22 protein-coding genes are annotated in these 24,548 nt (G+C 48.9%); 13 read left to right on the top strand and 9 right to left on the bottom strand.

Features of this window, described 5'->3' with window-relative positions; translation table 11 throughout:
• A partial coding sequence (locus TX85_RS09295; protein WP_044479941.1) for a class I SAM-dependent methyltransferase occupies positions 1-785 on the bottom strand: 785 nt, incomplete at its 3' end.
• A 207-nt stretch (positions 786-992) separates the two neighbouring features.
• On the opposite strand from TX85_RS09295, the gene TX85_RS09290 reads away from it, so the two are divergent.
• The 3 genes from TX85_RS09290 to TX85_RS09280 all read left to right on the top strand — a co-directional run bounded on the left by TX85_RS09290 (position 993) and on the right by TX85_RS09280 (position 4,473).
• The gene (locus TX85_RS09290) at positions 993-2,717 is read left to right on the top strand and encodes an ABC transporter ATP-binding protein (RefSeq protein WP_044478830.1); all 1,725 of its coding nucleotides are present in this window, start codon (positions 993-995) and stop codon (positions 2,715-2,717) included.
• 14 nt (positions 2,718-2,731) lie between these two features.
• Complete coding sequence (locus TX85_RS09285; RefSeq protein ID WP_044478828.1) at positions 2,732-3,514, top strand: ABC transporter ATP-binding protein; 783 nt, start codon at positions 2,732-2,734, stop codon at positions 3,512-3,514.
• A gap of 95 nt (positions 3,515-3,609) precedes the next feature.
• On the top strand, positions 3,610-4,473 hold the full coding sequence (locus TX85_RS09280; RefSeq protein WP_044478826.1) for a prohibitin family protein: 864 nt from the start codon (positions 3,610-3,612) through the stop codon (positions 4,471-4,473).
• A gap of 24 nt (positions 4,474-4,497) precedes the next feature.
• Here TX85_RS09280 and TX85_RS09275 read toward each other — a convergent pair whose 3' ends face one another.
• Genes TX85_RS09275 through TX85_RS09260 form a run of 4 tightly spaced genes read right to left on the bottom strand, consistent with a single transcriptional unit; the run spans position 4,498 to position 8,635 of the window.
• Entirely contained in the window at positions 4,498-5,601 is a 1,104-nt protein-coding gene (locus tag TX85_RS09275; protein WP_044478825.1) for a GerAB/ArcD/ProY family transporter, read from the bottom strand.
• A 43-nt stretch (positions 5,602-5,644) separates the two neighbouring features.
• The gene (locus TX85_RS09270; RefSeq protein ID WP_044478824.1) at positions 5,645-5,845 is read right to left on the bottom strand and encodes a hypothetical protein; all 201 of its coding nucleotides are present in this window, start codon (positions 5,843-5,845) and stop codon (positions 5,645-5,647) included.
• A 16-nt stretch (positions 5,846-5,861) separates the two neighbouring features.
• Positions 5,862-7,070, bottom strand: coding sequence for a Ger(x)C family spore germination protein (locus TX85_RS09265; protein ID WP_044478823.1), 1,209 nt, complete (start codon positions 7,068-7,070; stop codon positions 5,862-5,864).
• Complete coding sequence (locus tag TX85_RS09260; RefSeq protein ID WP_044478822.1) at positions 7,067-8,635, bottom strand: spore germination protein; 1,569 nt, start codon at positions 8,633-8,635, stop codon at positions 7,067-7,069. The genes TX85_RS09265 and TX85_RS09260 overlap by 4 nt, the downstream gene beginning before the upstream one ends.
• Positions 8,636-8,795: 160 nt before the next feature.
• Between TX85_RS09260 and TX85_RS09255 the strand changes: the two genes are divergently transcribed.
• The 6 genes from TX85_RS09255 (at position 8,796) to TX85_RS09230 (ending at position 16,112) form a co-directional block, all read left to right on the top strand.
• Complete coding sequence (locus TX85_RS09255) at positions 8,796-9,839, top strand: HD-GYP domain-containing protein (RefSeq protein ID WP_044478820.1); 1,044 nt, start codon at positions 8,796-8,798, stop codon at positions 9,837-9,839.
• A gap of 80 nt (positions 9,840-9,919) precedes the next feature.
• Positions 9,920-10,531, top strand: coding sequence for a cupin domain-containing protein (locus tag TX85_RS09250; protein ID WP_233500671.1), 612 nt, complete (start codon positions 9,920-9,922; stop codon positions 10,529-10,531).
• A gap of 176 nt (positions 10,532-10,707) precedes the next feature.
• Entirely contained in the window at positions 10,708-11,823 is a 1,116-nt protein-coding gene (locus TX85_RS09245) for a GIY-YIG nuclease family protein (RefSeq protein WP_044478819.1), read from the top strand.
• Positions 11,810-12,457, top strand: a complete 648-nt coding sequence (locus tag TX85_RS09240) for an MOSC domain-containing protein (RefSeq protein ID WP_044478818.1) — start codon at positions 11,810-11,812, stop codon at positions 12,455-12,457. Before TX85_RS09245 ends, TX85_RS09240 begins: the two co-directional genes overlap by 14 nt.
• A gap of 149 nt (positions 12,458-12,606) precedes the next feature.
• The gene (locus tag TX85_RS09235; protein WP_233500670.1) at positions 12,607-14,328 is read left to right on the top strand and encodes an ABC transporter ATP-binding protein; all 1,722 of its coding nucleotides are present in this window, start codon (positions 12,607-12,609) and stop codon (positions 14,326-14,328) included.
• Positions 14,325-16,112: an ABC transporter ATP-binding protein gene (locus TX85_RS09230; protein WP_044478815.1), complete on the top strand. Its 1,788-nt coding sequence runs from the start codon at positions 14,325-14,327 to the stop codon at positions 16,110-16,112. Before TX85_RS09235 ends, TX85_RS09230 begins: the two co-directional genes overlap by 4 nt.
• 8 nt (positions 16,113-16,120) lie before the next feature.
• Here TX85_RS09230 and TX85_RS09225 read toward each other — a convergent pair whose 3' ends face one another.
• On the bottom strand, positions 16,121-16,831 hold the full coding sequence (locus TX85_RS09225; protein ID WP_044478814.1) for a hypothetical protein: 711 nt from the start codon (positions 16,829-16,831) through the stop codon (positions 16,121-16,123).
• 182 nt (positions 16,832-17,013) lie between these two features.
• Here TX85_RS09225 and TX85_RS09220 point away from each other — a divergent pair, with 182 nt between their 5' ends.
• From TX85_RS09220 to TX85_RS09210, 3 genes are all read left to right on the top strand, one after another.
• Positions 17,014-17,625, top strand: a complete 612-nt coding sequence (locus TX85_RS09220) for a polymer-forming cytoskeletal protein (RefSeq protein WP_049894956.1) — start codon at positions 17,014-17,016, stop codon at positions 17,623-17,625.
• Positions 17,626-17,762: 137 nt separating this feature from the next.
• Positions 17,763-18,563 (top strand): TetR/AcrR family transcriptional regulator, encoded by an 801-nt coding sequence (locus tag TX85_RS09215; protein WP_044478812.1) that lies wholly within the window; start codon positions 17,763-17,765, stop codon positions 18,561-18,563.
• Positions 18,564-18,661: 98 nt separating this feature from the next.
• The gene (locus TX85_RS09210) at positions 18,662-19,885 is read left to right on the top strand and encodes an MFS transporter (RefSeq protein WP_044478811.1); all 1,224 of its coding nucleotides are present in this window, start codon (positions 18,662-18,664) and stop codon (positions 19,883-19,885) included.
• A 585-nt stretch (positions 19,886-20,470) separates the two neighbouring features.
• Here TX85_RS09210 and TX85_RS09205 read toward each other — a convergent pair.
• The 3 genes from TX85_RS09205 to TX85_RS09195 form a co-directional block, all read right to left on the bottom strand.
• On the bottom strand, positions 20,471-21,259 hold the full coding sequence (locus TX85_RS09205) for a lipase family protein (RefSeq protein ID WP_044478809.1): 789 nt from the start codon (positions 21,257-21,259) through the stop codon (positions 20,471-20,473).
• Positions 21,260-21,530: 271 nt separating this feature from the next.
• Positions 21,531-22,703, bottom strand: coding sequence for a MalY/PatB family protein (locus tag TX85_RS09200; RefSeq protein WP_044478808.1), 1,173 nt, complete (start codon positions 22,701-22,703; stop codon positions 21,531-21,533).
• A gap of 23 nt (positions 22,704-22,726) precedes the next feature.
• Positions 22,727-23,290, bottom strand: a complete 564-nt coding sequence (locus TX85_RS09195; protein ID WP_044478806.1) for a beta-class carbonic anhydrase — start codon at positions 23,288-23,290, stop codon at positions 22,727-22,729.
• Positions 23,291-23,438: 148 nt separating this feature from the next.
• Here TX85_RS09195 and TX85_RS09190 point away from each other — a divergent pair.
• A partial coding sequence (locus TX85_RS09190; RefSeq protein ID WP_044478805.1) for a carboxypeptidase M32 occupies positions 23,439-24,548 on the top strand: 1,110 nt, incomplete at its 3' end.

Raw genomic sequence — 24,548 nt, 5'->3', positions numbered from 1 at the left:
GAGATCGTACCGCCGCAGCGCTGTTTGACGGTCATGGACAATATATTATGAAGCACCGTAGGTGAGATGCCTGTCGTATAGGAATTAATCAGGAAGAACAGCGGATTGTCCGAGAGTATGGACATGCAGGAGTCGACGAAGGGGTACAGGCTCGTCTCCAGCTTCCACATTTCACCGCCCGGTCCTCTTCCATAGGATGGCGGATCCATAATGATGGCATCGTATTTATTGCCGCGGCGCTGCTCCCGCTGCACGAATTTGAATACATCATCGGTAATGAAGCGGACAGGGCGATCAGCAAGATCTGATAGGGCGAGATTTTCCTTGGCCCACTGCACCATGCCCTTGGCTGCATCGACGTGTACAACGGATGCGCCGGCAGATGCGGCTGCTACGGTCGCTCCTCCGGTGTAAGCGAACAGGTTAAGAACTTGAATCGGACGGCCTGCGGATGCTATCTTGTCCATCATCCAGCGCCAGTTCGCCGCCTGCTCCGGGAACAATCCGGTATGCTTGAAATTGGTCGGTTTAATGTGGAATTTAAGCCGGTCGTAAGAGATGCTCCAGCGATCCGGAAGAGATTTTTTCATTTCCCATTGTCCGCCGCCTGAAGAGCTGCGGTGATAATGGCCATGCACGTCACGCCATTTGGCATTCTCATCCTGGATCGGCCAGATAATCTGCGGATCCGGACGGCGAAGCACTACATCGCCCCAGCGCTCCGGCTTTTCTCCATTGCCGGTATCGATAACCTCGTAATCTTTCCAATCGTTTGCTACATACATTCTTGTCTTCCATCCTTCCATGCGTAAACGGGTTTCCGTGTCTCAAGCGGCTTCCGGGAAGGGAAACCGATTCGCTTGTTATTGTACCTTATTTCGCCATGACCATGCCAACAATATTGATTTAATTCAATTTTGGCCTTTGAAAAATGTTATAATTATGTTACTGTGTTCAGCATTAGATAAATAGAGCAGATAGGAGAGACATGGATGTTACGCCGTTTTTTTTCATATTATAAGCCTTATAAAAATCTGTTCATTCTGGATTTCAGCTGTGCGGTCATTGCCGGACTTCTGGAGCTGGGATTTCCGATCGCGGTCAATCAATTCGTAGACAAGCTTCTCCCGGGGAAGGATTGGAATCTGATTATTCTTGCAAGCGCCGCATTGCTGGGTGTTTATGTCTTGAATACGGCATTGAATTACATCGTGACTTACTGGGGGCATATGCTGGGTGTCAATATCGAGACCCGGATGCGCAGAAAAATGTTTGGTCATCTGCAGAAGCTGTCCTTTCGCTTTTATGACAATAATAAGACAGGCCACCTGATGTCCCGAATCTCGAATGACCTGGATAATATTGGCGAGGTTGCCCACCATGGGCCCGAGGACGTCTTTATTGCGTTCATGACGCTGATTGGATCCTTCCTGTTAATGTTGTCCATTCACTGGAAGCTTGCGGTATTGACCTTCCTCGTGGTTCCTGTGCTTGTATGGGTAGCACTTCATTATAATGGCAAGATGACGAAGACCTACCGGGGATTGTTTGGGGCCCTGGCTGATTTCAATGCAAGGGTTGAGGAGAATATCGGTGGAATCCGCGTCGTCCAAGCTTTTGCCAACGAAGAACACGAGAAGAAGCAATTCGCAGAGAATAATGGAAAGTACCGCACGACAAAGCTTCAAGCCTATAAGATTATGGCGGGAAGTATGTCGATCAATTATATGATGATGCGTCTGGTATCCTTGTTTGTTATGGTATGCGGAACCTGGTTCGTCATTCGCGGTGAGCTGTCCTACGGCGAGTTTATCGGATTCTTGCTGCTTGCTAACGTATTCACGCGCCCGATCGAGAAGATTAATGCAATTATCGAGAGCTATCCGAAGGGTATAGCGGGCTTCAAGCGTTATCTCGAGATTATGGATACAGCTCCTGATGTAACGGATCAAGCGGATGCAGTTGATGCGGGCTGGCTGAAGGGGGATATCGTATTCGACCGCGTGAGCTTTGGATATGACGGCGAGGCCAATGTGCTGAGTGATATCTCACTAAGGCTTCGGGCCGGTGAGACCGTCGCCTTTGTCGGACCTTCTGGAGCCGGGAAGACGACCCTGTGCAGCTTGCTTCCGAGGTTTTATGAACCTAATGACGGATCGATCTCCATTGACGGAACCGATATCCGGAAGATGACGCTATCATCACTTCGCCGTAATATCGGGATTGTGCAGCAGGATGTGTACTTATTCTCGGGTTCCATTCGTGAAAATATTTCTTACGGCAAGCTTGATGCTGACGAAGAGGAGATTTGGGAGGCGGCACGCCGCGCCAAGCTCGAGGAATTCATTCTGGCTCAGCCGGAAGGGTTGGAGACGGTGATCGGGGAGCGCGGTGTGAAGCTGTCCGGCGGGCAGAAGCAACGCCTAGCTATCGCTCGAATGTTCCTCAAGAATCCGCCGATCCTGATTCTGGATGAAGCGACTTCTGCACTGGATACCGAGACAGAGCTGGCGATTCAGAAGTCGCTGGCTGAGCTGTCCGAAGGCCGCACAACGCTTGTGATCGCTCACCGTCTGGCGACGATCAAGAATGCAGACCGAATTGTGGTTGTCTCTGAAGAAGGAATTTCCGAACAGGGAAGACATGAAGACCTGTTAGGGGCCGGCGGCCATTACAGCCGACTGCATCAGGCTCAATTCGGTGTATTGAATTCCTAAGGAGGCAGATGGTGATGAGCAATTATGTAGAGCTGGAGCAGGTAAGCTGGAGACGGGAAGGCAAAGAGGTCTTAAGCGATATGAGCTGGAAGGCGGAGGACGGGGAGCATTGGGCGGTCTTTGGATTGAACGGATCCGGGAAGACCACGCTGCTGAATCTGATCTGCGGGTATATCTGGCCGTCAACCGGACAAATACGAGTGCTAGGTGAAAAGTACGGAGAGGTCGATCTCCGCGAGCTGCGTAAATCCATTGGCTGGGTCAGCTCTTCTCTTCAAGCGAGAATTCATGGGGGAGAGACGGCTCAGCGGCTGGTTGTTAGCGGCAAGTATGCGTCGATTGGCATTTATGAGCAGCCGGAGCCCGAGGATTTTGACCGGGCCAGACAATTAATGGTTCAATTACGGTGCGGCCATTTATGGGACAGAACGTATCAGACCTGCTCCCAGGGAGAACAACAGAAGCTGCTGATTGCCCGGGCTTTGATGGCTAACCCGAAGCTGTTGATTCTGGATGAAGCGGCGAACGGGCTTGATTTTATCTCCAGAGAAGGGCTGCTGGACAGTATTGCCGAGCTTGGCGCTCTGCCGGATTCGCCTCATATGATGTATGTTACCCACCATACGGAGGAGATTCTGCCTCTATTCTCCAAGACATTACTGCTCCGCCGGGGTCAGATTTTCAAGCAGGGAGATACGAGAGATATGTTAAATAGCGAGGTGTTATCCTCTTTCTTTGAGATTCCGGTTCATGTGGAATGGAATCAGGACCGGGCATGGTTGTCCCGGCAAATGTAATTAGAATTTTTTGCGACCAATACTTGCTTTTCCCGTATTACTGATAAGATTGCCAAACATGGCCTTACTAACAGAACGATATGGGGGAGAGCAGGATGGAGACAGTAAACCAATCACCTAAGAAAGTGCGGAATATGAGGGGATTAACGACTACGGCAGTGCTGGTAGTATTATTGTTGATTGTTGGCGCGAGCAGTGTGGCTCAAGTGGAATACGGGCATGTAGGGTTGTATAAGACATTCGGTAAGCTGCACAGTAGTGTGTTGGCACCCGGCCTTCATTTAAAGATTCCATTTGTTCAAAATGTTATTCAGGTTAATACACAGGTGACGAAATCGGAAACCGATGCAACGGCATCCTCGAAGGATCTGCAGCCCGTATCCACCCATGTGGCGGTAAACTTCTCCGTGAACAAGGAATCGGCTTTCGAACTGATGAACAATGTCGGCAGCAATTATGATGCGGTCATTATTAATCCTGCAATTCAAGAGATTGTGAAGGAAGTGACGGCCCGTTATCAGGCGGAGGATTTGATCGCTAAACGTGATCTTGTAGCCGGTGAGATCAGTGAGCATTTGACCAATCGTCTGGCCAAATACGACTTGATCGTGAACGAAGTGAATATCGTGAATTTCAAATTCTCCGATGCCTTCAATCAGTCGATCGAAGCCAAGCAGGTTGCTCAGCAGCAGGCATTGAAGGCCAGTAACGATCTGAAGCGGATCGAGATCGAAGCCCAACAGACGATCGCCCAGGCAGAAGCGGAAGCGGCTGCGCTCAAGCTGAAGAAGCAAGAGGTTACGCCTGAGCTGGTTCAACTGAAGCAAATCGAAGTTCAGGAAAAGGCTTTGGAGAAATGGGATGGACGTCTCCCGTCTGTTACCGGAGGAGCCACTCCATTCATTGATCTTCAATCGATCACAGGAAGCACCTCCACCTCCACTCCACCTGCACCTTAAACTGTTCAGTAAGCCCGCTGGCGTTTAGCCGGCGGGCTTTGCTTTGCGCATATGCGTTCGGATCAGCAGCATAATCCAATAGAGCCAAGGGATCAGAAATTCGGCAACCACCAGGATGAATATGAATTCATATTCAAGGAAGTCAACCAGCTCAGGCTGGGTTTGGATAACGACAAGCGAGTAGGCCCCAACGAAAGCAGATACAGGCAGGGCAAAGGATTTGCACTCCTTTACACCCGTAATATGACTCAAGCACAGTACACATAAAAACAGGTTGAAGGATATTTTCACAAATACGCTTGTTAGAAACAGAATGATTAGAATGGGATCAAAGGTCTCAATGAACGAGCCCACCCGGACAAAACGAACCAGGTCCATTGCGGGATACATCAAATTTGCGGCAAGCTCGGGTCCAAAGGTTAGAAGCACGGAAATAACGTGGGCCAATAAGATTACGGTCGCACTGCATGCGGTAAACACAAAGGTGCGGAATGTCTTTTCCGGTTTTTTCAAGTAAGGGAACAGCAGGAACAGAAATCCTAATTGACCGAACATCAAGATGATCTTGATCATTCCAAAGCTGAAATCCTTTAGTTGAAGATGGGTTACGAAAGCATTGAACATTTCCATTTCAAGCTCCTGATAGGCAAAAAATGGAATGATCAGGAAGATCAACGCGTTGATCAGAAAGATGCCTTGAGCGACAAGAAAAATCGTCTCGATCCCGCAATATACCACATACGCTAAGCAGATCATAAAAATAAACACAATTGCCCAGCCGGGCGTCCCGTTCAAGTATTCGGCCAATAGAAAATCAGAGAGCTGTCTTAAATCAATGGTCGTAATAATCAGATTTACAATCAAAAAATAAATCATAAAGGTGTAATGCGGGATTTTCCCCACCAGCTCATGGCCGTAATTCCCCAAAAACTCTCCAGGTCTGGACATGCCCACTTTATAGGCAGGATAAGCCATCATACAGCCCAGAATCGCTCCCGCTATCGTTGCTGCCGGAGTAGAAAAGGCGCTGCCGTCGAGCAGAAGGCAAAGCATGAACGCAATAATCGTCGTAAAGCTGTATAAATTGAACAGGGAAAAGACGGACATATTAGTGACCTTCGTATTCATGATCCTGACCTCCAATCCTTGGCTTGCCCCGGGAAATTTATCATTACAGCATATTTGAAGCTTTTCTTAATAGCATAGGAATGGTCCATTGATCCTGATAGAAGAAGAATAGCTCTGCTAGTAGAAACAATCCGACAGATACGATAATAACGATGACTCTGTCCTTGCGCCTAACATCATCCTTAACTTGTAATCGCCAATTGAACCCGATTGCAATTAAAAATATAATCGTTACTCCGACCATGGTAACCCTCCCTTTTTCACTTAATTTTCTCGGTTTCCTGCTTAATAGAGCGATAAACGCCGCCAGTTCGATTTAACCGGATACTTACATCGATTTCGATCGGTAATTCGGTCGCATAATAGGATTTCCACCGATCCTTAATGGAATTCCATGCTTTTGGATATCTCCAGTCCAGATACTGACTCATAAGAAAGGAGTCGGATTGGGCTTGACGTGTCTTATCGATGACAAGCCGTAATCTTCTTTCCGTGTCTTTATCGAGAATTTTTTCGACCTGAAGAATGACCTCAGGATCCTTAAAATCAATGTCAGACATCGAGGACAGGACATGGGCCTTGGCTTTACTCTTGATCTTGAAGGAGATTTGTCCATTCTTGATGATGGGCTTAATGCTGGTGCTTACTCCTTCCGTTGTGCAACTGATCTCTTTGCCATCGGTTGGAGAACGGATAGTAATAATGGATGTTTTTAGCTGTGAGCTGATCCAGAGAGCTCCCTGCATTTCCTTCCGGTTCAGCGTAATGCCGGACATCTTTCCGCCGCTGAAAATTGCGGCGCCTCCGGAACCCATCCACATATTCTTCTTTGGATTCTCCGCACTGATCTCGGATGCTTTGCCGAAGACAAGCAGCGGGGTGAGGATATCGCCGCCTTTATATTTGGCAAGTTTAAAATCCTTGACCGTGGTATCGAGAGTAACATGCGTACTCACATAACGCTTGAGGATATCGGACAAAAATCGTTCGAACACTAGAGGGATTTTCATAATCTCGTCAACATTGTTCCTTGTGACATACAAATTGGCGCTTAAACGGAAGGCAGGCTGCCGGTTGACGAATTCGATGATCTCGTCGATACCGTGCTCTGCCATTCTCCTGCCAACAACAATGACTCTAGTCTGTCCAAATGAGAGACTCCTGGAGATATCGACCTGAATTAAGCGAAACGCCTGAGAGATGTTCTCGGCCTTTTTCCCTACAAAGGTGAACGGCTCGGCTGTTTGAGGGCCGCTTCCGCCTGCTTGTCCAGGTACCATGCGATTGGGCAGGGGAACGCCAACATAGAGTTGAATTTGACCGTCTTCAGTCCGATCAATCAACACGGATTGAATAAAAGCCCGGGTATTCAGTTCCATGGAGGACCAGCATCCTCCGACACCTGTAAACAGAAGCAGAATAAGCAGGACTATAGCCAGGAACCTTCGCTGTTTGTTAAGAAAGCTCATTCCAATTCTCCCTTCTGCTTTGTCCATGCTCGTGCATGGTTGGCTTGCCTCGTAGTATTGCGTGTTAATTGAAGCGGTCGTTTGTCCATCTTCCACCGAGGCGCACGAACCAGAGTGTCGTTGAGATCCTTGATAACGAGTGGAGCTATCGGTGACATGTAAGGTACTCCGAACGATTTCAAATGGACGAGATGGACGAAGACCAGTATCAATCCGCAGGCAATGCCGTACATGCCCAATACAGAGGCAAGCAGCATGATCGGAAACCGCAGAAGTCTGAAGGATAACCCCAAGTCAAAGTGCGGAATGATGAAGGATGCGATGCCTGTCAAGGAAACGATAATGACCATCGCGGCAGACACGATTCCTGCTTCAACAGCTGCTGTTCCGATAATTAATGCACCGATAATCGATACCGCTTGTCCGATTGACTTCGGAATACGAACAGAGGCCTCGCGCAGCGCTTCGAAAGCTATTTCCATCATGAAGGCCTCCATTAAAGCCGGAAAAGGCACATTTTCCCGAGCCGCTGCGATGGTGATTAGAAGCTTGGATGGGATCATCTCGGGATGAAATGTAGTGACTGCGATATAAAGGGATGGCAGGAGCAGGGACACCACAACAAAAATGAATCGAATCCAGCGGATCCAGTTCGCGGCGACATATCGTTGATAATAATCCTCGGCAGATTGCAACAGCATGGGCAGGGTTACAGGTGCGAGCAAAGCCATGGGCGTCCCGTCCACCAAGATCGCAACTCTACCTTCAAGTATGGATCCGGATGCCACATCCGGCCGTTCCGTATATTGCAGCTGAGGAAAGGGCGAGTAGGGGTTGTCCTCGATGATTTCCTCAATGCTGGTCGCTCCATCGATACTGTCCGTATCTATATGAGCCATGCGTCTCTTTATTTCTTTCACTAATTCAGGCTTGCAGATGCCCTCAATATAGGCAATTGCAATCGAAGTGTTTGTTAATCTGCCTAAAGTTTTGAACTCAATCTTTAATTGATTGCTCTTAATCCGTCTTCGCAGGAAGGTCAAATTTTTCTCCAAATCCTCAATAAATGATTCTCGGGGACCACGAATAACCGACTCATTAGGAGCTTCTTCGATGGAGCGGGTTGGATAATCCGAGATATTAAATGTGAGCATGCGCTCATCGCCATCAATCAATAGCAATACTCCGGATTGAAGCACGGCGTCCATTCCCAGCTTCAAGTCGCTAATTACATCGTTCTGGGAGGCGGTTAGCCCTCTTGCATCAAACAGAAATTCGTAAATATTGTACTCTTTCAGCTCGGCGGCTTCCCGCTGCAAGCTTCGAATAATTGAATTTTGTACGGTCAGTTGATTGATCATGTTGCGGATATATATAATGGCGCAATCATTGCCGGTGCTTATTGTAAACCTGCGGATAATAATATCCGCACAATTCTCAAATTCGTTCTCAAGCCAATGCAGACGGGATTCCAAATCCGTGCCATAGTCTTGGCTCTGCGGAGAAGATGAGGAATTAGCGGCTTTTCTTTGTTTAGGCAGTGGCGTTTTCCGTCGGAATGGCATCGCTGTGGCTCCTTTCTGATGAGTTAGATGCACAGAATAATATATAGAATGGCTTTAGATGGAAAAATTATTCTGTCGTTGAAGAGCCTACTTTTGAACTATTCAATAAAGAGGACAAATGAACGATATTTAAGTTAGTTGAATGAAGGAGGGAAACAGGATGAAGACACATGTGATGGACCTTCGCGAAGGAGACAGGCTCAGATCGGATATTTTTAACCGTGCGGGACTGCATGTCCTGCCTGCAGGCACAAGTATACATAAGGAAGAAATTGCGCTCCTAATCCGCCACAGCATAGATTACGCAGATATTTTTGAGCGGGAGGAACAAGATTCCTTCACAGGGTTGAACCGCGAGCAGTTCATGCAGCGGCTCAAGGCAGATTACGACCGTACGGTAAAGGGGTTCCAGGCCATTTTTTTGGAGGCGCTGACAACAGGCAAAATCAACCAGAATATGGTGGATGAGCGTCTTAAGCCGATGGTTGAAATGTTTGATCGCAGCAAGGATGTGGTCTCCCTGATGATTATGTTCAGTGAGGAAGACGTGAATATTTATAACCACTCCCTCCAGGTGGGTCTTCTGTCCTATTACCTGGCATCGTGGCTCGGCTATAGCCGGGAGGAATGCTTCCAGATTGGCAAAGCCGGATGTCTTCATGATATTGGCAAGAGTAAGGTAGGCCAGGAGCTTCGCAATCAAACGAAGGAAATGAACCCCGCCCAGAAAGACGAGTTGCAGCGGCATACCCGTTATGGCTATGAAATTATCAGGGACTCCATGCCGGATATCGCTCCGGCATTGGTAGCGCTTCAGCATCACGAGCGGGAGGACGGAACCGGCTACCCGCAAGGGCTGAATGCCGATGATATCCATCCTTATTCCAAAATCGTGGCAGTTGCAAACAGATATGTAGACCTGACGGCCACGGATCGGGTCAACGGGAAGCCAGGTCTGCTCACGGTGCTCAAGAAAGTATACGATCTGGGCTTTGGAGAACTGAGCGAGCGGGCGGTTCAGGCACTGACCCGACAATTGCTCCCCCATTTCGTCGGGAAGCAGGCAAAGCTCAGCAATGGAGAGACGGCGCGAATCGTATGGAATAATCCGACCGACTACTTCCGTCCGCTGGTGCAGGTAAATGAACGATTTGTAGATTTATCAGTAGAACGCGGCATTGTAGTGGAAGAGATCCTGATGTAGGATGAATCCTTCTCCGTAACGTATGGGCTCTATCTGACATACATTGGATAGACACATACCTATGGAGGGGGAATACAGCTTTGACAGGTTACCTCATGCAATCGAATAATCTTCAACTGGCCGGTGATTCCAATGTCGTCTTGAATTATAAACGAGACCCGCATAACTACATTACACAATTGTTCGGCGAACAACTGCCAGCGATCCGAACCGGTTTCTTCAATATTCATCTAACAAAAGGCGTAATGGTGAATCCGCATTGGCATACGAATGCGAGCGAAATGATCTTTGTCATCCATGGAGAAGTGATCACTTCCGTCTTTAATCCCTTTCAGCAACGGTTGATGACCTATTGCCTGAAGCCGGGACAGGTAGCTATTCTTCCTAAAGGATGGTTCCACTGGATCATCACTCAATCTGAGCAAGCCCATATCTTGGCGATTTTTGATGAGCCTACACCGGACATTGTATACGCATCGGACTTTCTGCGCTGTACGCCTAAAGAGGTCTTTAAACAGGCCTATTGTATCAATGAGGAGGAATACGAGAGAGCGGTCGCTCCACTGAAGCAATCGGTGATTCTTGGCCCGCCGCTGGATTGCTTTCCTGCAAATACACATCTGGCTTCGGTAAATCAACATCATATGGCCAACCTGCCCCATACGGCGAATTCGATGTATTTTGCTCGCTGATGGCGCTTCCGTTCCTGATGTCCAGGTCCTGCGCAGACCCTTCGCACTCTGCCGGGATCTTTTTTGTATTGAAAATCTGTAAAAAGCATCTATCCTTATCAAAAGAGATTAGTTAGACTGAAATATGGCCTTGTATTATCTGTGGTCTGCAAAGAGATGAAGAGGAGGAATCCGGAATGTTAAAGGACAAGCTGGCTCTGCTTCCTGCTGTACCGGGGGTCTATTTTATGAAGGATGCAGCGGGAGGAATTATTTATGTCGGGAAATCCAAAAATTTAAAACAGCGGGTTCAATCTTATTTTCATCTCTCGGAAGCCCATTCCAACAAAGTAAGACGGATGGTCTCTCAGATTAAGGATCTGGAGATTCACCCGACGGATACGGAGTTCGAAGCGCTTCTGCTAGAGTGCAGTTACATTCATAAATATAAACCTGTCTACAATAAAAAAATGAAAAATACACTTGTTTATACCTATATCGTGATTCAACCCGGGGAAGAGCGGCGACGTATCCGAGTCACACATCATCCGGAGGAATGGGAGGGGGGGATAAGCTTCGGACCTTATACTTCAAGCATTCATCGAATAGAGGAAGCGATCCAAGGGATTCTGGACAGCTTCCGGATCGATTGCAATCAGACTTCGCCCTCCGGCAAGCCCTGTCTGAATTACTCCCTTGGAAAATGTATCGGGATGTGCGTGGATGACGCAGCCCGGGAGGAGTATGAAAGGATTATCGACAGGATTCATGCCTTTTTTAGCGGTGAAGATCAGCAATTAATACGGGATATGGAACAAATGATGCAGGAAGCTGCAGAAAGATATGATTTTGAAGGTGCTGTGAAATTCAGGGACCGCCTGAACCTGCTTATTCCATTACAGCGCAAGAATCAAGTGATTGAATTTATGAAGGAGGATCATGCAATTCTTTGTCTGGAGCCACTGGATGCTGAATTGTACAAGCTGTTTTTGATCCATAGAAACAAGATGCTGTGGAGCGGCGTTTACCATGCTCAGGAGCTTGAGACGCCTACGTCTCCAGCTGAGATCCGATCCCTGCTCAAAACCCGACTTCATGAGCGGGCGACATTCTCTACTGAAGGGCCTACCCGTGACGAAATTGATGAAGCACAGATTATATACAGCTACTTGCAAGGGAGTGCCTGCAAGCATGTGCGGATTCCGCAGAAGTGGCTGTCGAAGGAGCATGAAGACAAACTTACAGGGGCGATTCGAGCCTTCCTGATTTTTAATGTTGACAAGGAGGTTAAAGACAGTGATGAAATCTGCTGAGATCCTATCGTTAAACACGGGCAAGCCTGCCCCGCTTATGTATAACAATAGAGAGGTTGCGTCGGCAATCAAGAAGCTTCCGGTCACGGATGCCATCTTCCTGTCCCATTGCAATCTTGACGGGGATGAGCAGGCGGATCTGGTCAATCACGGCGGCAGAGACAAGGCGGTATGTGTATATCCATACGAGCATTATCCTTATTGGGAAGGCGAGCTCACAACAAGGCTGGAAATGGGTGCTTTCGGAGAAAACCTGACGACCAAGGGCCTTCTGGAGACCGAAGTGAGCATCGGAGACATTTATTTGCTTGGCGAAGCTGTAGTGCAGATAAGCCAGCCCCGGCAGCCTTGCTACAAGCTGGCGGCACGTTACGGAGCTCAGGACATGCCGCTGAAGGTGCAGGAGACCGGCTTTACCGGTTTTTATTTTCGCGTGCTCAGAGAGGGTATGGTTTCATGGGCGGACAGTTTGATCCTGGAACAGCGCCATCCGTTGGGGGTTACCGTCTCTTTCGCAAACCGAATCAAGTACATTGACAAGGAGAATCAGGAAGCCATTCGTACCATTCTGGCTGTAGAGGAATTGTCAGACAGCTGGAGAGCAAGCCTGTCTAAGCGATTGCATGCGAATTGAAGCGGCATAAGGAATGATTATAATCGTTCTTTCACTTGGCTGCGGCCCATATTCATGTAAAATGGTAATTATAGCCTTTCAATTATTACAAATGCATCTTTGGTTTGCGGATGGGGGTGGGCACTGTGCCCAAAAAAGAAAAAATATCAATGGCATGGCTGATGAAATACTTAAGTCCGGTCAAGTGGCGGCTGCTCTTGCTGCTTGTTCTGCTTCTTGCATCCACCGGTATGCAGCTGTTCAATCCGCAAGTGGTCCAGCGATTTATTGACACTGCAGCGGAAGGCGGGACGCTTGAACGCCTGCTCTTTCTTGCCGGCCTGTTTCTGGTTGTGGCCTTTTCCAATCAGTTAATTGCGGTAGCAGTCAGCTACCTTGGCAATGACGTCTCATGGAGGGCAACGAATCGGCTTCGCGGCGATCTGCTTCTGCATTGCCTCCGGCTGGACATGAAGTTTCACAATGAAAAAACACCGGGAGAGATGATCGAACGGATCGATGGTGATGTGACGAGCGTATCGAATTTCTTTGCGATGTTCATTGTGCAAGTCATCGGGAGCTTTGTGCTCTTAACGGGAATCCTTGGCTTTATGTTTACGGTCAATGTTCCGATCGCATTGGTCATGACCCTATTTACACTGCTGTCGATTCTCTTTATGGTCGTGATCCGCAATTGGGGGGTTAATTCCTCCAAGCAGGAGCGCGAGGCGAGCGCTTCATTGTTCGGACTGATTGAAGAACGCATTGCGGGCATCGAGGATGTTCAAGGGAACGGCAACGTGGGCTATGTTATGAACCGGTATTTCAAGCTGATGCGCACCGTATTTCTGAAGGGCCGGCGAGCGTGGATGATGCGGGTGATTCCGTGGAACACGACCGTAGTCTTGTTTGCGCTTGCGGTGACGGCAGTGCTGCTGCTCGGTGTCCGGTATTATTTTGCAGGGGAGATCAGCCTCGGCACCTTGTTTCTCATCTATCAGTACACGCAGATGCTGAATGATCCGATTGAGCAGTTGGGGGATCAGGTTCAGGAATTTCAAAAGGCTAAATCGGGCATGCTTCGTTCCCGGGAGCTGCTGTCACTGCACAGCGACATTGCGGGCGGGGAGGAAGATGTGCTGCCTGAAGGTGCTCTGGAGCTGGAATTTGATAACGTTAATTTCAGCTACACGGAAGAGAAGCCTGTGCTCCAGAACATTACTTTCCGGGTAGAGCCGGGAGAACGGCTGGGTATCATTGGCAGGACCGGCAGCGGAAAGTCCAGTCTCAGCCGGGTGCTGCTTCGCCTGTATAATATCGACAGCGGCGTCATTCGGGTAGGCGGAATTGACATTACGAGCATGAAGCTGCCTGCGCTGTACCGCAGGGTTGGCATGGTGACGCAGGATGTCCAGCTGTTCGACGGCTCCCTTCGCGATAATCTGACCCTGTTTAATGGGGAAATCACGGATGCGGAAATTCTGGAGACGACAGAACGGCTTGGACTGCGCCATTGGATCGACGCGCAGCCTGAAGGGCTAGATACGCATTTAAGCTCGGGAGGATCTTCATTGTCGGCTGGTGAAGCGCAGCTGTTTGCTTTGACCCGGGTATTTCTGACAGAGCCCAGTCTAGTTATCCTGGACGAACCGTCCTCGAGATTGGATGCGGCAACGGAATCGCTGCTGCAAGGAGCTGTAGACCAACTGATGAGCCGCTCCACAGGCGTAATTATTGCTCACCGGCTGGCAACGCTGGAGCAGGTCGACAAAATCATGGTGCTCGGGAACGGACGCATGTTGGAATTCGGAGAGCGGACGGCGCTGGCAGAGGATCCGGGCTCTCATTATGCCAGACTGCTGATGACCGGACGGGAGGAGGAGCTGGCATGACGGTATCGGGTTTTATACGGCGATTGTTTCGGTTTACGCCGTTTCTCTTTTTTATCAATGGATTATTGTGGTGCATCTTTCATACGGTTCCGCTCGTTATCGGAATTGGCATGCAGTGGTTCTTTGACCGTGCAGCCGATCAACAAGCCGATTACCTGTGGCTGGCTGTGCCGCTGATTTTCATCGCGGTTGCCAGATTGTTCCGGGTAGGCACCTTCTTTACCGCTTTTTATCAATGGGTGACTTATATCTACCATATACAGGCGATTTTGCGCACCAATATGCTGGCAGGAATCATGCGCTGGCCGGGGCGAAACTTGCCAGCCTCACCGGGCGAGGCCATGAGCCGCTTCCGGGACGATGTCAATGAGGTTGTCGATTACGTGGAATCCTGGGTGGATTTCTGGGGAAGACTTGTGTTTTCCCTGGTGTCCATTGCCATTATGGCTTCGATCAATTGGAAAATTACACTGGTCGCCGTGCTTCCGCTTGTTGTGGTTACTTTGTTGAACAATTTGACGGGGAATCGGGCACGCAAATACGGGCAGAAGAACCGGGAAGCGACAGGCCGGATCACGAGCTTCATTGCGGAGAGCTTTGGAGCGGTGCAGGCCTTGAAGCTGGGCCAGTCGGAGAACCACGTGCATAAAAGATTTGCCAAGCTGAATGAAGAACGGCGGCAAGCCGCGCTGAAGGACAATTTGTTCAAGCAATGGATGCAGTCGATCAGTCAAAACATTATCAGCATATCCACCGGTTTAATCCTGCTGATGTGCGCGGCCGAGATGAGGTCAGGCGCCTTCACCGTGGGGGATTTCGCCCTGTTTAACACGTATTTGGTTAACATCGGTTACGGTATTTCCTTGTTCGGATATATGGTCTATCAACATAAACGCCTTAAAGTTCCATATGACCGGATGCGAACCTTGTTTCAACCGGGGGAAGAGGACCGGATCATGGATTTCCGTGAGACTTACCTCAATGCCGAGCCTCCGGAGCTTTCCGAAATTCAAGGGGATCCGAAGCAGCAGCTTCGTTCCCTGGAGGTTCGGCAGTTGACCTATCGTTATCCTGACAGCGAGCATGGGATTGCGGATATCAGCCTCAGCTTGAAGAAGGGGCAATTTGTGGTCATTACTGGACGGATCGGATCAGGGAAGTCGACATTGGTGCGCACCCTGCTGGGGCTTTTGCCGAAGCAGGAGGGGCAGATCCTATGGAATGGCCGGGAAATCGATCCTGCTTCCTTCATGATTCCGCCGAGAGCGGCATATACTCCTCAGGTTCCGCGTTTGTTCAGTGATACGTTAAGAGAGAACATTGTGCAAGGCAGAAGCCGGGGAGGCGAGGGGAGATTGAATCGTTCCTTGCGGCTTGCCGTTATGGAGAAGGATGTTTCGGATTTGGAGAAGGGGCTTGAGACTTATGTCGGACCAAGGGGCGTTATGCTGTCTGGCGGACAGATTCAGCGAGCTGCAACGGCCAGAATGTTGATGGCGAGCGCCGATCTCTATATTTTTGACGATCTGTCCTGTGCTTTGGACGTGGAAACCGAGCAGTTGGTGTGGGAAGGCTTGTTCCATGAACAAGATGTAACCTGCATCGCAGTTTCGCATCGGAGAGCGGCGCTTACCAGAGCGGATCATATCATCGTGATGAAGGATGGCCGGATTGAAGCGGAAGGGACGCTGAATGATCTGCTTGAGCAGAATGAAGAAATGCAGCTGCTCTGGTACGGGGATGTTGCGGCTTCCGCCTCTGCCGCCAAGGTTAGTATCGGTTAGAGGAGCAGCTACAAAGATTGAAAGGCGACCGCGATGGAGCCAAGCATGATGACGATCCCGCTGATTTTGGACGTGAAGAAATAAAAGTCGCTAGGCTCGGGCTGCTCGAACCAAATCCAGCGGAGCGAAGCCCAGAACAGGATCCGCTGGAACTTTTCATATCGGAAAGTACACCAGCCAAACATAAACAAAGCAACGGACAGTACCAAAATGCCGAAGCTTCCTTGCGTAGCGTGGAATTCGGGATACGCCGCGATAACCAGAGCAGAGGGAAAATATCGCTCTTCTCCGGGAGAAAGCACTCGGGTGCCGTTCATCTCCACTGTGAACTCGGGAATAAAATCTCCTTGTTCATTGAGAGCCAGGAACATATCTCCTTGACGGGTTACCCGATACGACGTACCCTCGGGATAACGAACCTCATATGCAAGTCCACTCAAGGCCTTCTCGTAAATGATCGAGAAGGCCTTCCCGTTGATTGAGAGCTCGCGGTTGTCTCCCGCTTCTTGAACCAGAACCTCAGGACCCGAGGATGATGTATACAGAGACTTGCCGCTCTCAGTATGATCAAGGGCATACTTATCCTGATCCAGATAGAATACGCGCACAGAGTAATAATGAGTGTAAGCATAGCCGAGGAGAACCAGAATCGCAGTGAACAGCAAGATTGTAACCGTAATTCCGCCGATTCTTAGAGCTTTTGGCGCGTTAATTTTCATGGAATCGATTCTTCCTTCCTGGAAAGGGTAATGATTATCCGAATGGAATATCCAAACCGGACGCAGGAAAGACTATGTCCATTCGGAGTGCGGATATCTTTCTAAACGCGGCAGCAGATGGAAAGTTTCGTAAAGATATTCGGCTGCAAACCAAATTCAACATTGTCGAGGAGGAAACAACTGTGAAGATTGCTAAGAGCTTATTGGTTGGGGGAATGGTAATTGCCTTATTGGCCGGCTGTGGAAATAATGCGAATAATGACAATACCGGCAATACAAATACCGGCAATACAAATACCGGAAATACAGGAACAACAAATAACGGCAACACGAATGCCGGTAATAATGGAAACGGAAATGCAGATGCCATGACAACCCCATCGATCGTGAACCAGCCTGATGCATTCGTAAATGCGGTTAGTGAGCAAGGGACCTGGATCATCGCGACGCTGAATGATCTGGCGATCGAGCAGGAGGTAACTGTGGCCGGGACCTTCCACGACAAGGGGGCAGCAGACGGAGATATTTATCGTAAAATTGCCCTGTATGCTCAGGATGCAGACCATAACATCACGGACAGCTATACCCTGAGTGTGCCTAAGTTAACGGTGAAGAGTGAAAATCTTCTGATTCAGGGAGGCACTGTCAAAGGAGATGTTTATGTTGAAGCAGCAGGCTTTCACCTGGATGCTACGGCAACCATTGACGGCAATCTGTATTTCTCCAGTGATGATGTAAAAAACTCCGCGAAGATTGATGGAAAAGTGACCGGAGCGAACGAAGTCAAACAATAAAGGGTCCATAATATTAAAGCGTCATATTACCAGCCTGCAGCTCTGTATCTGACGGATACTTGGTCTGCAGGCTTTATGCTGTGATATACTGTTTAGATAATACACAGTAAATCGAGAGGGAAGTGGGACGTTCAACTATGTCAAAGGAAGACAATGAACAGCTGAACACGGCCTTAAGTAAGATGCCTCATGGAGTTGCTATTGCTTGGGGATTGGTAAAAGAGCCGCAGCGCGGGCCAAAACGGGAGCTCAGCATCCAGAAAATCGTGGACAGTGCAATTGCCATCGCCGATGAAGATGGTTTAGCCGCGGTTTCCATGAGCCGGGTAGCAGCCTCGCTCGGTCACACCGCTATGTCCTTATACCGTTATATACCCAGCAAGGACGATCTTCTGTTGCTCATGCAGGAGGCCGTGTATGAATTGAAACCGCCGGAACACATAGACTCGGCGGATTGGCGTGATAACATGAAATATTTTGTGTGGAGCACCATATCTGTCTTTCGGAACCACCCTTGGATCACCGATATTCCAATTTCGGCGGTTCCGATTACGCCGAATACGCTGCGGATCGTGGATTGGACGCTTCAGGGACTCAGCGGCTTCGAGATCAGTCCGAACTTCAAGACAGGCATTATCCTGCTCTTGAGCAATTACGCCAGAGCGTGCGGACAATTATTGGTCGATATGTCCAGGACGTTTCAGACGGGAAAGAGCTTTAGCGAATTTACAGGGGAGGATTATGGCCATATTCTTAAAGAGCTTGCAAGCGAGGAACAATTCCCGAATTTGCATCCGTTGCTGATGTCCGGCGATAATTCCTCAGATGACAACGGTATGGAGGACCTGGATCAGGAATTCGACTTTGGACTCGAATTGATTCTGGACGGTATCGAGCTCCGTTTGAGGAGAATGGCGGAGTCCGCTAAGGAGGGCTAAACTAGTATTATTCTAATTTTCTTCGTTTGGATTGTTATAGCTTGAATAATAGTGTACTATATAAACAGTATATTCAATAAACAATATTGGGGGTTTTTATGGAGAATTGGAAAAGGAATATTATCCTGTTTTTAAGCAGCCAAACGATTTCGCTATTCGGATCTTCACTTGTGCAATACGCGATCATGTGGTACATCACCCTCACTACCGAGTCTGGTCTGATGATGACCTTATACATTGTATGCGGGTTCATTCCAACCTTTTTGTTATCTCCAGTTGCTGGCGTATGGGCGGACCGTTATAACCGAAAAAGGCTAATCATTATGGCAGATGGCATGATAGCCTTTGCGACATTCATTCTTGCGATTGTTTTCCTGCTAGGATACAAGGAGATCTGGCTGTTATTCGTGATGGCAGCGATCCGGGCGGTTGGTGCCGGAATCCAGTCTCCTGCAGTTGGAGCCATATTGCCGCAGATCGTGCCTTCCGACAAGCTCACACAAGTCAACGGCATAAACGGGACCTTGCAAGCGGTAATGATGTTTGTGGCTCCTATGGCCAGCGCAGCATTGCTTACCATGGCTACACTCGAAGCGATCTTCTTCATTGATGTGATTACAGCAGCGATTGCTATTCTGACCTTGCTTTTGTTCTTTAAAATTCCGGTACACGTAAAGGCGGCTGCCGAGCAAACAACGAGCTATCTTGCCGATTTCAAACAAGGGTTGACCTATATTCAACAGCATCCCTATTTGAAATCCTTTTTCCTGTTCTTTGCCGTCTTTTTCGTGCTGATGGCTCCGGCATCGTTTCTGACTCCGCTTCAGGTCACCCGGACATTTGGAGACGATGTATGGCGGCTGACGGCGATTGAGATCGCCTTCTCAATCGGCATGATGGCCGGTGGTGCTATCATCGCTTCCTGGGGCGGATTCCGCAATAAAGTCCACACGATGGCTTTCGCCAGCTTGATCATGGCCGTCTGCACGTTTGCCCTCGGTATAGCACCGTTCTTTTGGCTCTATTTGGCGTTTATGGGCGCTTTCGGGATTGCCGTGCCGCTCTTCAATACGCCGACAACCGTGATGATACAGGAGAGGGTTGATGAGAGCTATCTTGGCCGAATCTTTGGGATATTCAGCATGATCTCAACATCGATGATGCCGATCGGTATGCTGATATTCGGTCCGATTGCGGATGTCATTGCGATTGAATGGCTGCTTATTGGAACAGGGATGTTGATGGTCGTCATGTCTCTGCTTTTGTCCCGGAACAAACAGCTTTTGGAGATGGGGAAACCGCTTCAGAGCACCTCTATCTAAATGGAGCAAGGGCTTTTCCAAGCGGAAAAGCCCTTGCTTGCCTATATGAAAATACTCGAAAAAGTTAGAAATAGAGAGGAAAAGTATGGAATGTCCTGCTGAGCTCCGTTCACGTCCGAGGAGAGTGTAGAACACACGCTTAAGAGCGCTTACAGAACTTTAAATTTTAAGTATTCGCAGGTAGAATAGAGACATCATCAGAAGTACCTGCTCACAAGCGGTTCCGATGATGATGCGCAGTAGGAGTTTTCCATTCCATGCAAGAATTAGCTTGCTAAGAAGGAGCGCGATTCCGATGGAAAAGGTAAGCGAAGCGTACTACAGGCGATAGCCTCACCCGAGAAGACGCGTCCGTGACAGCGCGGCTTGTGACTATCGTGTACGCGGGAACTCACCCCCTGTATGCAGGACATGGAGGTACCGCCCGACGAGGAGTGCGAGAAAATTCGGATGTCAAATCAATGAACACCATGTCTTGGATATGGATTGGTTGACGGTTGGAGGACAGAAGACAATTGAATAACGAGGATAGTGAAGCATAAATACCCGGCGCTGTACAGCAGCAACGGGTATTTATGTTTTTTCTTATTGGGGGCAAAAACCTGGGTTCTGGCGGCTTAAATAAGCAGCATACTCAGGATTTTGCCTGGCAAGCTCTTGATAATAGCTGCTGATCACATGATTCAGGCTGACCGAGCCGTTCTGGAATTCCAGCATCCAGCGAGATTTTACATGATTGAAGTAGTAGACCTCTTCCTGCCTGGGCGGTTTGTAAACGTTGGGAGGGGCAAGCGGCACAATATCAAACAGATTGGCAATGCGATAACTGTCAGATAAATATTGGGCACAGGCTTTGCTGAAGGCTGGATCTCCAACTCTGGGAGAACCGAAGGTAAATAGCTGAATAGAGGTGAAAGAGGTATTAGCGGCTAGATCCAAGGCGCATAAGGTCGCCAAGGCCCCGCCAAGACTATGACCTGTAATATACAGTTTCTTAGAGGTAGGCAGCTTACGAATCGAGGCAATTAATTTGTTTCTGGATGAAGCGTAAATGTCAGTGAAGCCTTTGTGTGTGTACAGGGGTCCTTTCAGGTAAGGATAACGCTTTTGAGAGGCGATGAAATCGGAAATCCAGTCTTGGGCCGAGCTTGTGCCGCGAAAGGCGATAATGATCTCCTCGGACGACTCCAAGATGAAGCCAAACCGTTCCTTGGCTCCGGATATAGATTTTGCGAAAATTGTACCGTGGAATTGATAGGAAAACGGAACGACGAAGACGCCGTCCGGATTGTTGAATTGGACATAAGTCTGTCCGCAAATTGCGGCGAAGAATAGGGCCCGCTGTTCCAGCGTAGGACCGTAATTCACCGACATCCCTCCTTCCTCTATACCATTGATGTATGAGGAAGGAAGACATTCGATGCATAGGGAATTCAGTTCATATAAGTTGAACTTTAAAGCTGCGTAGAAGGGCAAAAGTGTGAAGTGTGCTGAAGAAGCGGAAGCGTTCGCCTTTGTGAGTGGATTTCTACCTTATAATATTTTCGTTCAATTAGAGAAATCCGCGAACAGCAGCGATCGTAAGCACACTTCACACGTTGCCCCTAGAACACGTAATATTCAGTAGTTCAACTTATATATTTCATTAAGAACCGATACGCTCGATAGCTTGCGTAAAGCGAGTGAGCGCTTCGGCCAACACATCTCTGGGACAAGCCAGATTAATGCGGAGGAAGCCCTCGCCGGTCTTGCCATAAATCGAACCCTCGTTGAAGGCAATTTTGGCATCCCGGTACATTAACCGCTTTAATGCGGCGGGGGCAAGTCCTAAGGAACGGCAGTCCACCCAGAGGAGATAGGTTCCCTCTGAAGGAACCGGAGTCAGGCTGGGCACATGCTCGCCTAAATATTGAATCGCATAATCATGATTATCCTTGACATAGGTGAGCACTGCTTCCAACCAGGGCTCCCCTTGGGTATAAGCGGCGATGGTCGCGGTAGGTCCGAAGAAATTGACCGAGCCGATAGACAGAGCGGACACCTCTCCATCAAAAAGACGCTTCAGATCAGGATTGGAAATAGCGACGAACGAGGTCTGCAATCCGGGAATATTAAACGTCTTCGATGGGGCCAGGCAGGTGACGGTCCGTTCGGCCAAGGACGATGACAAGGAAGCAAAGGGATAGTGCGTGTTGCCGTCAAAGACGAGATCGCAGTGAATTTCGTCTGCAACGACTTGCACATCGTATTTGAGGCACAGGTCTCCAAGCTGAAGCAATTCCTCCTTCGTCCACACGCGTCCTCCGGGATTATGAGGACTGCAGAGCAGAAGCAGCTTTGCGCCGTCACGCATGTGCTTCTCCAAAGCGACAAAATCCATTTCATAGCGCCCATCCTTGAGGATCAAGGGACTATCCGCGATGATTCGTTCATTTTTCACGATCACATCATAAAAAGGATTATAAACCGGGGACATTACAATCACCTGGTCGCCTGGAGAGGTAAGAGTACGAACGGCTATGCTTAAGGAAGGAACGACGCCTGGAGAGTCCGTCAGCCAGGAAGGATCCATCGTCCAATGGTGTCTGTCTTGGAACCATCCTGTGATCGCGTCCACATATTCCTTGCTCTTGATCGTGTAGCCGTAGATGCCCTGGGACGCCCTTGCTACGACGGCCTCTACAATCGCGGGGGAGCATTTGAAGTCCATATCGGCTACCCAAAGCGGCAAGACATCTTCGCCGCCAAACAGCTTCTCCCGTTGATCCCATTTATATGATAAGGTTCCACGACGATCCGGCAATTCATTGAAGTTCATAGCTGAGGTTCACCTTCGCTTTCTTATGCATTGTTTCCATCGATGATCAGTTCAAGAGCACCTGTTGTTGAATCAATCAGCAGGCCATGCACAGGAATGTTCGGGGGGAGCAGCGGATGCTTCTTCACGATGTTCACCGTTTGAATCACGCCTTCCTTCTCATTCTCAAAGCCCCGCAGCCATTTGTGCAGTTTAATGCCCGAGTTCTCCAGTGTGCTAAGCACCTCATCGGAAATGCCTTGATCCTGCATGGAATGAATGACCCGGTCAGCATTAAGCGCCGCCATCCCGCATCCCGTATGACCAACAATAAATACCTCTGCGGCCTTCAGTTCATAGATCGCTACGAGAAGACTGCGCATAACACTACCGAAGGGTTGGGAAATTACCGCGCCTGCGTTCTTGATAATCTTCGCATCTCCATTACGTAAATTCATTGCTCGTGGAAGAAGTTCCACCAGCCGTGTATCCATGCAAGTAACGATGACCATCTTCTTCTCCGGAAACTTGTCGGTAATGTACGACTCGTACTCCTTATTGGCTACAAACTCCTGGTTGTGATCAAGTATTGAGTGCAGTTGGCTCAAATGAATCTCCTCCTTTTTTTTGTGTCCTTTGTTAGCGACCTTTGGCAATTGGGTAAGCAAATAAGTGTTCTTAAAATTTGATTATACGGTTTGTAAAAAGTATCATCAAGAAGAATAGAAAAATCATGAAACCGAGGTGGTAGTATTCATGAAGCAGGAAACGGCAGAACAATGGAAATTATTTCTGGATCTCTTGCGTAAAATCAGCAGCTACCAGGAGGCTGTTAGCCTGATGCACTGGGATTTGCGTACAGGTGCGCCGAGAAAGGGAGCCGAAGCACGATCTGAGACGATCGGACTTCTCTCGACTGAAGCATTCAAGCTTCAAACCTCGCCTGAAATGGGACAATACTTGAGCTATCTTAACCATGACACTGTGCTCGGCGAGCTGGATGCGACAGGCCGCAGACTGGTGGAATTGGTTCAAGAAGAATACGACCGCAGCGTTAAAATTCCTCCGGAGAAGTATCAGGAGTATGTTGAGCCTACTGCGCATGCGGAGACCCTTTGGGCTGATTTCAAGGAAAACAATGATTTCGCAGGCTTTGAACCCTACTTGACCCGAATTGTGGAGCTGACGCAGGAGTTTATTGACTATTGGGGCCCGAAGGATACCCGTTATGATACGCTCCTGGATATGTACGAGCCCGATTTGACTGTAGAAAAGCTGGACCAGGTATTCGGGCAGTTCCGTGACAGAATCGTCCCCCTGGTGGATGCAATCACCTCTTCACCGAACAAGCCGGAGGCTCCGTTCTTGAATCAGCTGTATGATAAAGGACAGCAAGAAAAGATAGGGCTTTTCCTGCTCGAGCAAATTGGCTATGACTTTGAGGCAGGGCGTTTGGATGAAACGGTGCATCCCTTCGAAATTACTCTGAACCAGGGTGATGTTCGGATCACTACGCATTACTTGCAGGATGATCCTACCAGTTCGATGTTCAGTACACTTCATGAAGGCGGTCATGCCTTGTATGAGCAAAATGTCTCTCCTGAGCTGGCAGGCACGCCGCTGAGCCAGGGAACCTCGATGGGTATTCATGAATCCCAGTCCCGTTTCTGGGAGAATATCATCGGCCGCAGCCAGGCATTCTGGACAAGATATTACGGAGAGCTTCAACAGCACTTCCCGGAGCAGCTGAAGGACGTGACCGCAGAACAGTTCTACCGCGCAGCTAACCGGGTCGAGAACTCCCTGATCCGGACGGAAGCGGACGAGCTGACATACAATCTGCACATTATTATCCGCTATGAGATT

This window comes from Paenibacillus antibioticophila, from assembly GCF_000455265.1.
Taxonomy (GTDB): Bacteria; Bacillota; Bacilli; order Paenibacillales; family Paenibacillaceae; genus Fontibacillus; species Fontibacillus antibioticophila.
This window is presented reverse-complemented; position numbering and strand designations above follow the sequence as displayed.

Bases quoted from the DNA above. Each gene is read 5' to 3' on its own strand.
- TX85_RS09290 (WP_044478830.1), top strand. From the start codon at position 993: ATGTTACGCCGTTTTTTTTCATATTATAAGCCTTATAAAAATCTGTTC.
- TX85_RS09285 (WP_044478828.1), top strand. From the start codon at position 2,732: ATGAGCAATTATGTAGAGCTGGAGCAGGTAAGCTGGAGACGGGAAGGC.
- TX85_RS09280 (WP_044478826.1), top strand. From the start codon at position 3,610: ATGGAGACAGTAAACCAATCACCTAAGAAAGTGCGGAATATGAGGGGA.
- TX85_RS09275 (WP_044478825.1), bottom strand. From the start codon at position 5,601: ATGAATACGAAGGTCACTAATATGTCCGTCTTTTCCCTGTTCAATTTA.
- TX85_RS09270 (WP_044478824.1), bottom strand. From the start codon at position 5,845: ATGGTCGGAGTAACGATTATATTTTTAATTGCAATCGGGTTCAATTGG.
- TX85_RS09265 (WP_044478823.1), bottom strand. From the start codon at position 7,070: ATGAGCTTTCTTAACAAACAGCGAAGGTTCCTGGCTATAGTCCTGCTT.
- TX85_RS09260 (WP_044478822.1), bottom strand. From the start codon at position 8,635: ATGCCATTCCGACGGAAAACGCCACTGCCTAAACAAAGAAAAGCCGCT.
- TX85_RS09255 (WP_044478820.1), top strand. From the start codon at position 8,796: ATGAAGACACATGTGATGGACCTTCGCGAAGGAGACAGGCTCAGATCG.
- TX85_RS09245 (WP_044478819.1), top strand. From the start codon at position 10,708: ATGTTAAAGGACAAGCTGGCTCTGCTTCCTGCTGTACCGGGGGTCTAT.
- TX85_RS09240 (WP_044478818.1), top strand. From the start codon at position 11,810: ATGAAATCTGCTGAGATCCTATCGTTAAACACGGGCAAGCCTGCCCCG.
- TX85_RS09235 (WP_233500670.1), top strand. From the start codon at position 12,607: ATGGCATGGCTGATGAAATACTTAAGTCCGGTCAAGTGGCGGCTGCTC.
- TX85_RS09230 (WP_044478815.1), top strand. From the start codon at position 14,325: ATGACGGTATCGGGTTTTATACGGCGATTGTTTCGGTTTACGCCGTTT.
- TX85_RS09225 (WP_044478814.1), bottom strand. From the start codon at position 16,831: ATGAAAATTAACGCGCCAAAAGCTCTAAGAATCGGCGGAATTACGGTT.
- TX85_RS09215 (WP_044478812.1), top strand. From the start codon at position 17,763: ATGTCAAAGGAAGACAATGAACAGCTGAACACGGCCTTAAGTAAGATG.
- TX85_RS09210 (WP_044478811.1), top strand. From the start codon at position 18,662: ATGGAGAATTGGAAAAGGAATATTATCCTGTTTTTAAGCAGCCAAACG.
- TX85_RS09205 (WP_044478809.1), bottom strand. From the start codon at position 21,259: ATGTCGGTGAATTACGGTCCTACGCTGGAACAGCGGGCCCTATTCTTC.
- TX85_RS09200 (WP_044478808.1), bottom strand. From the start codon at position 22,703: ATGAACTTCAATGAATTGCCGGATCGTCGTGGAACCTTATCATATAAA.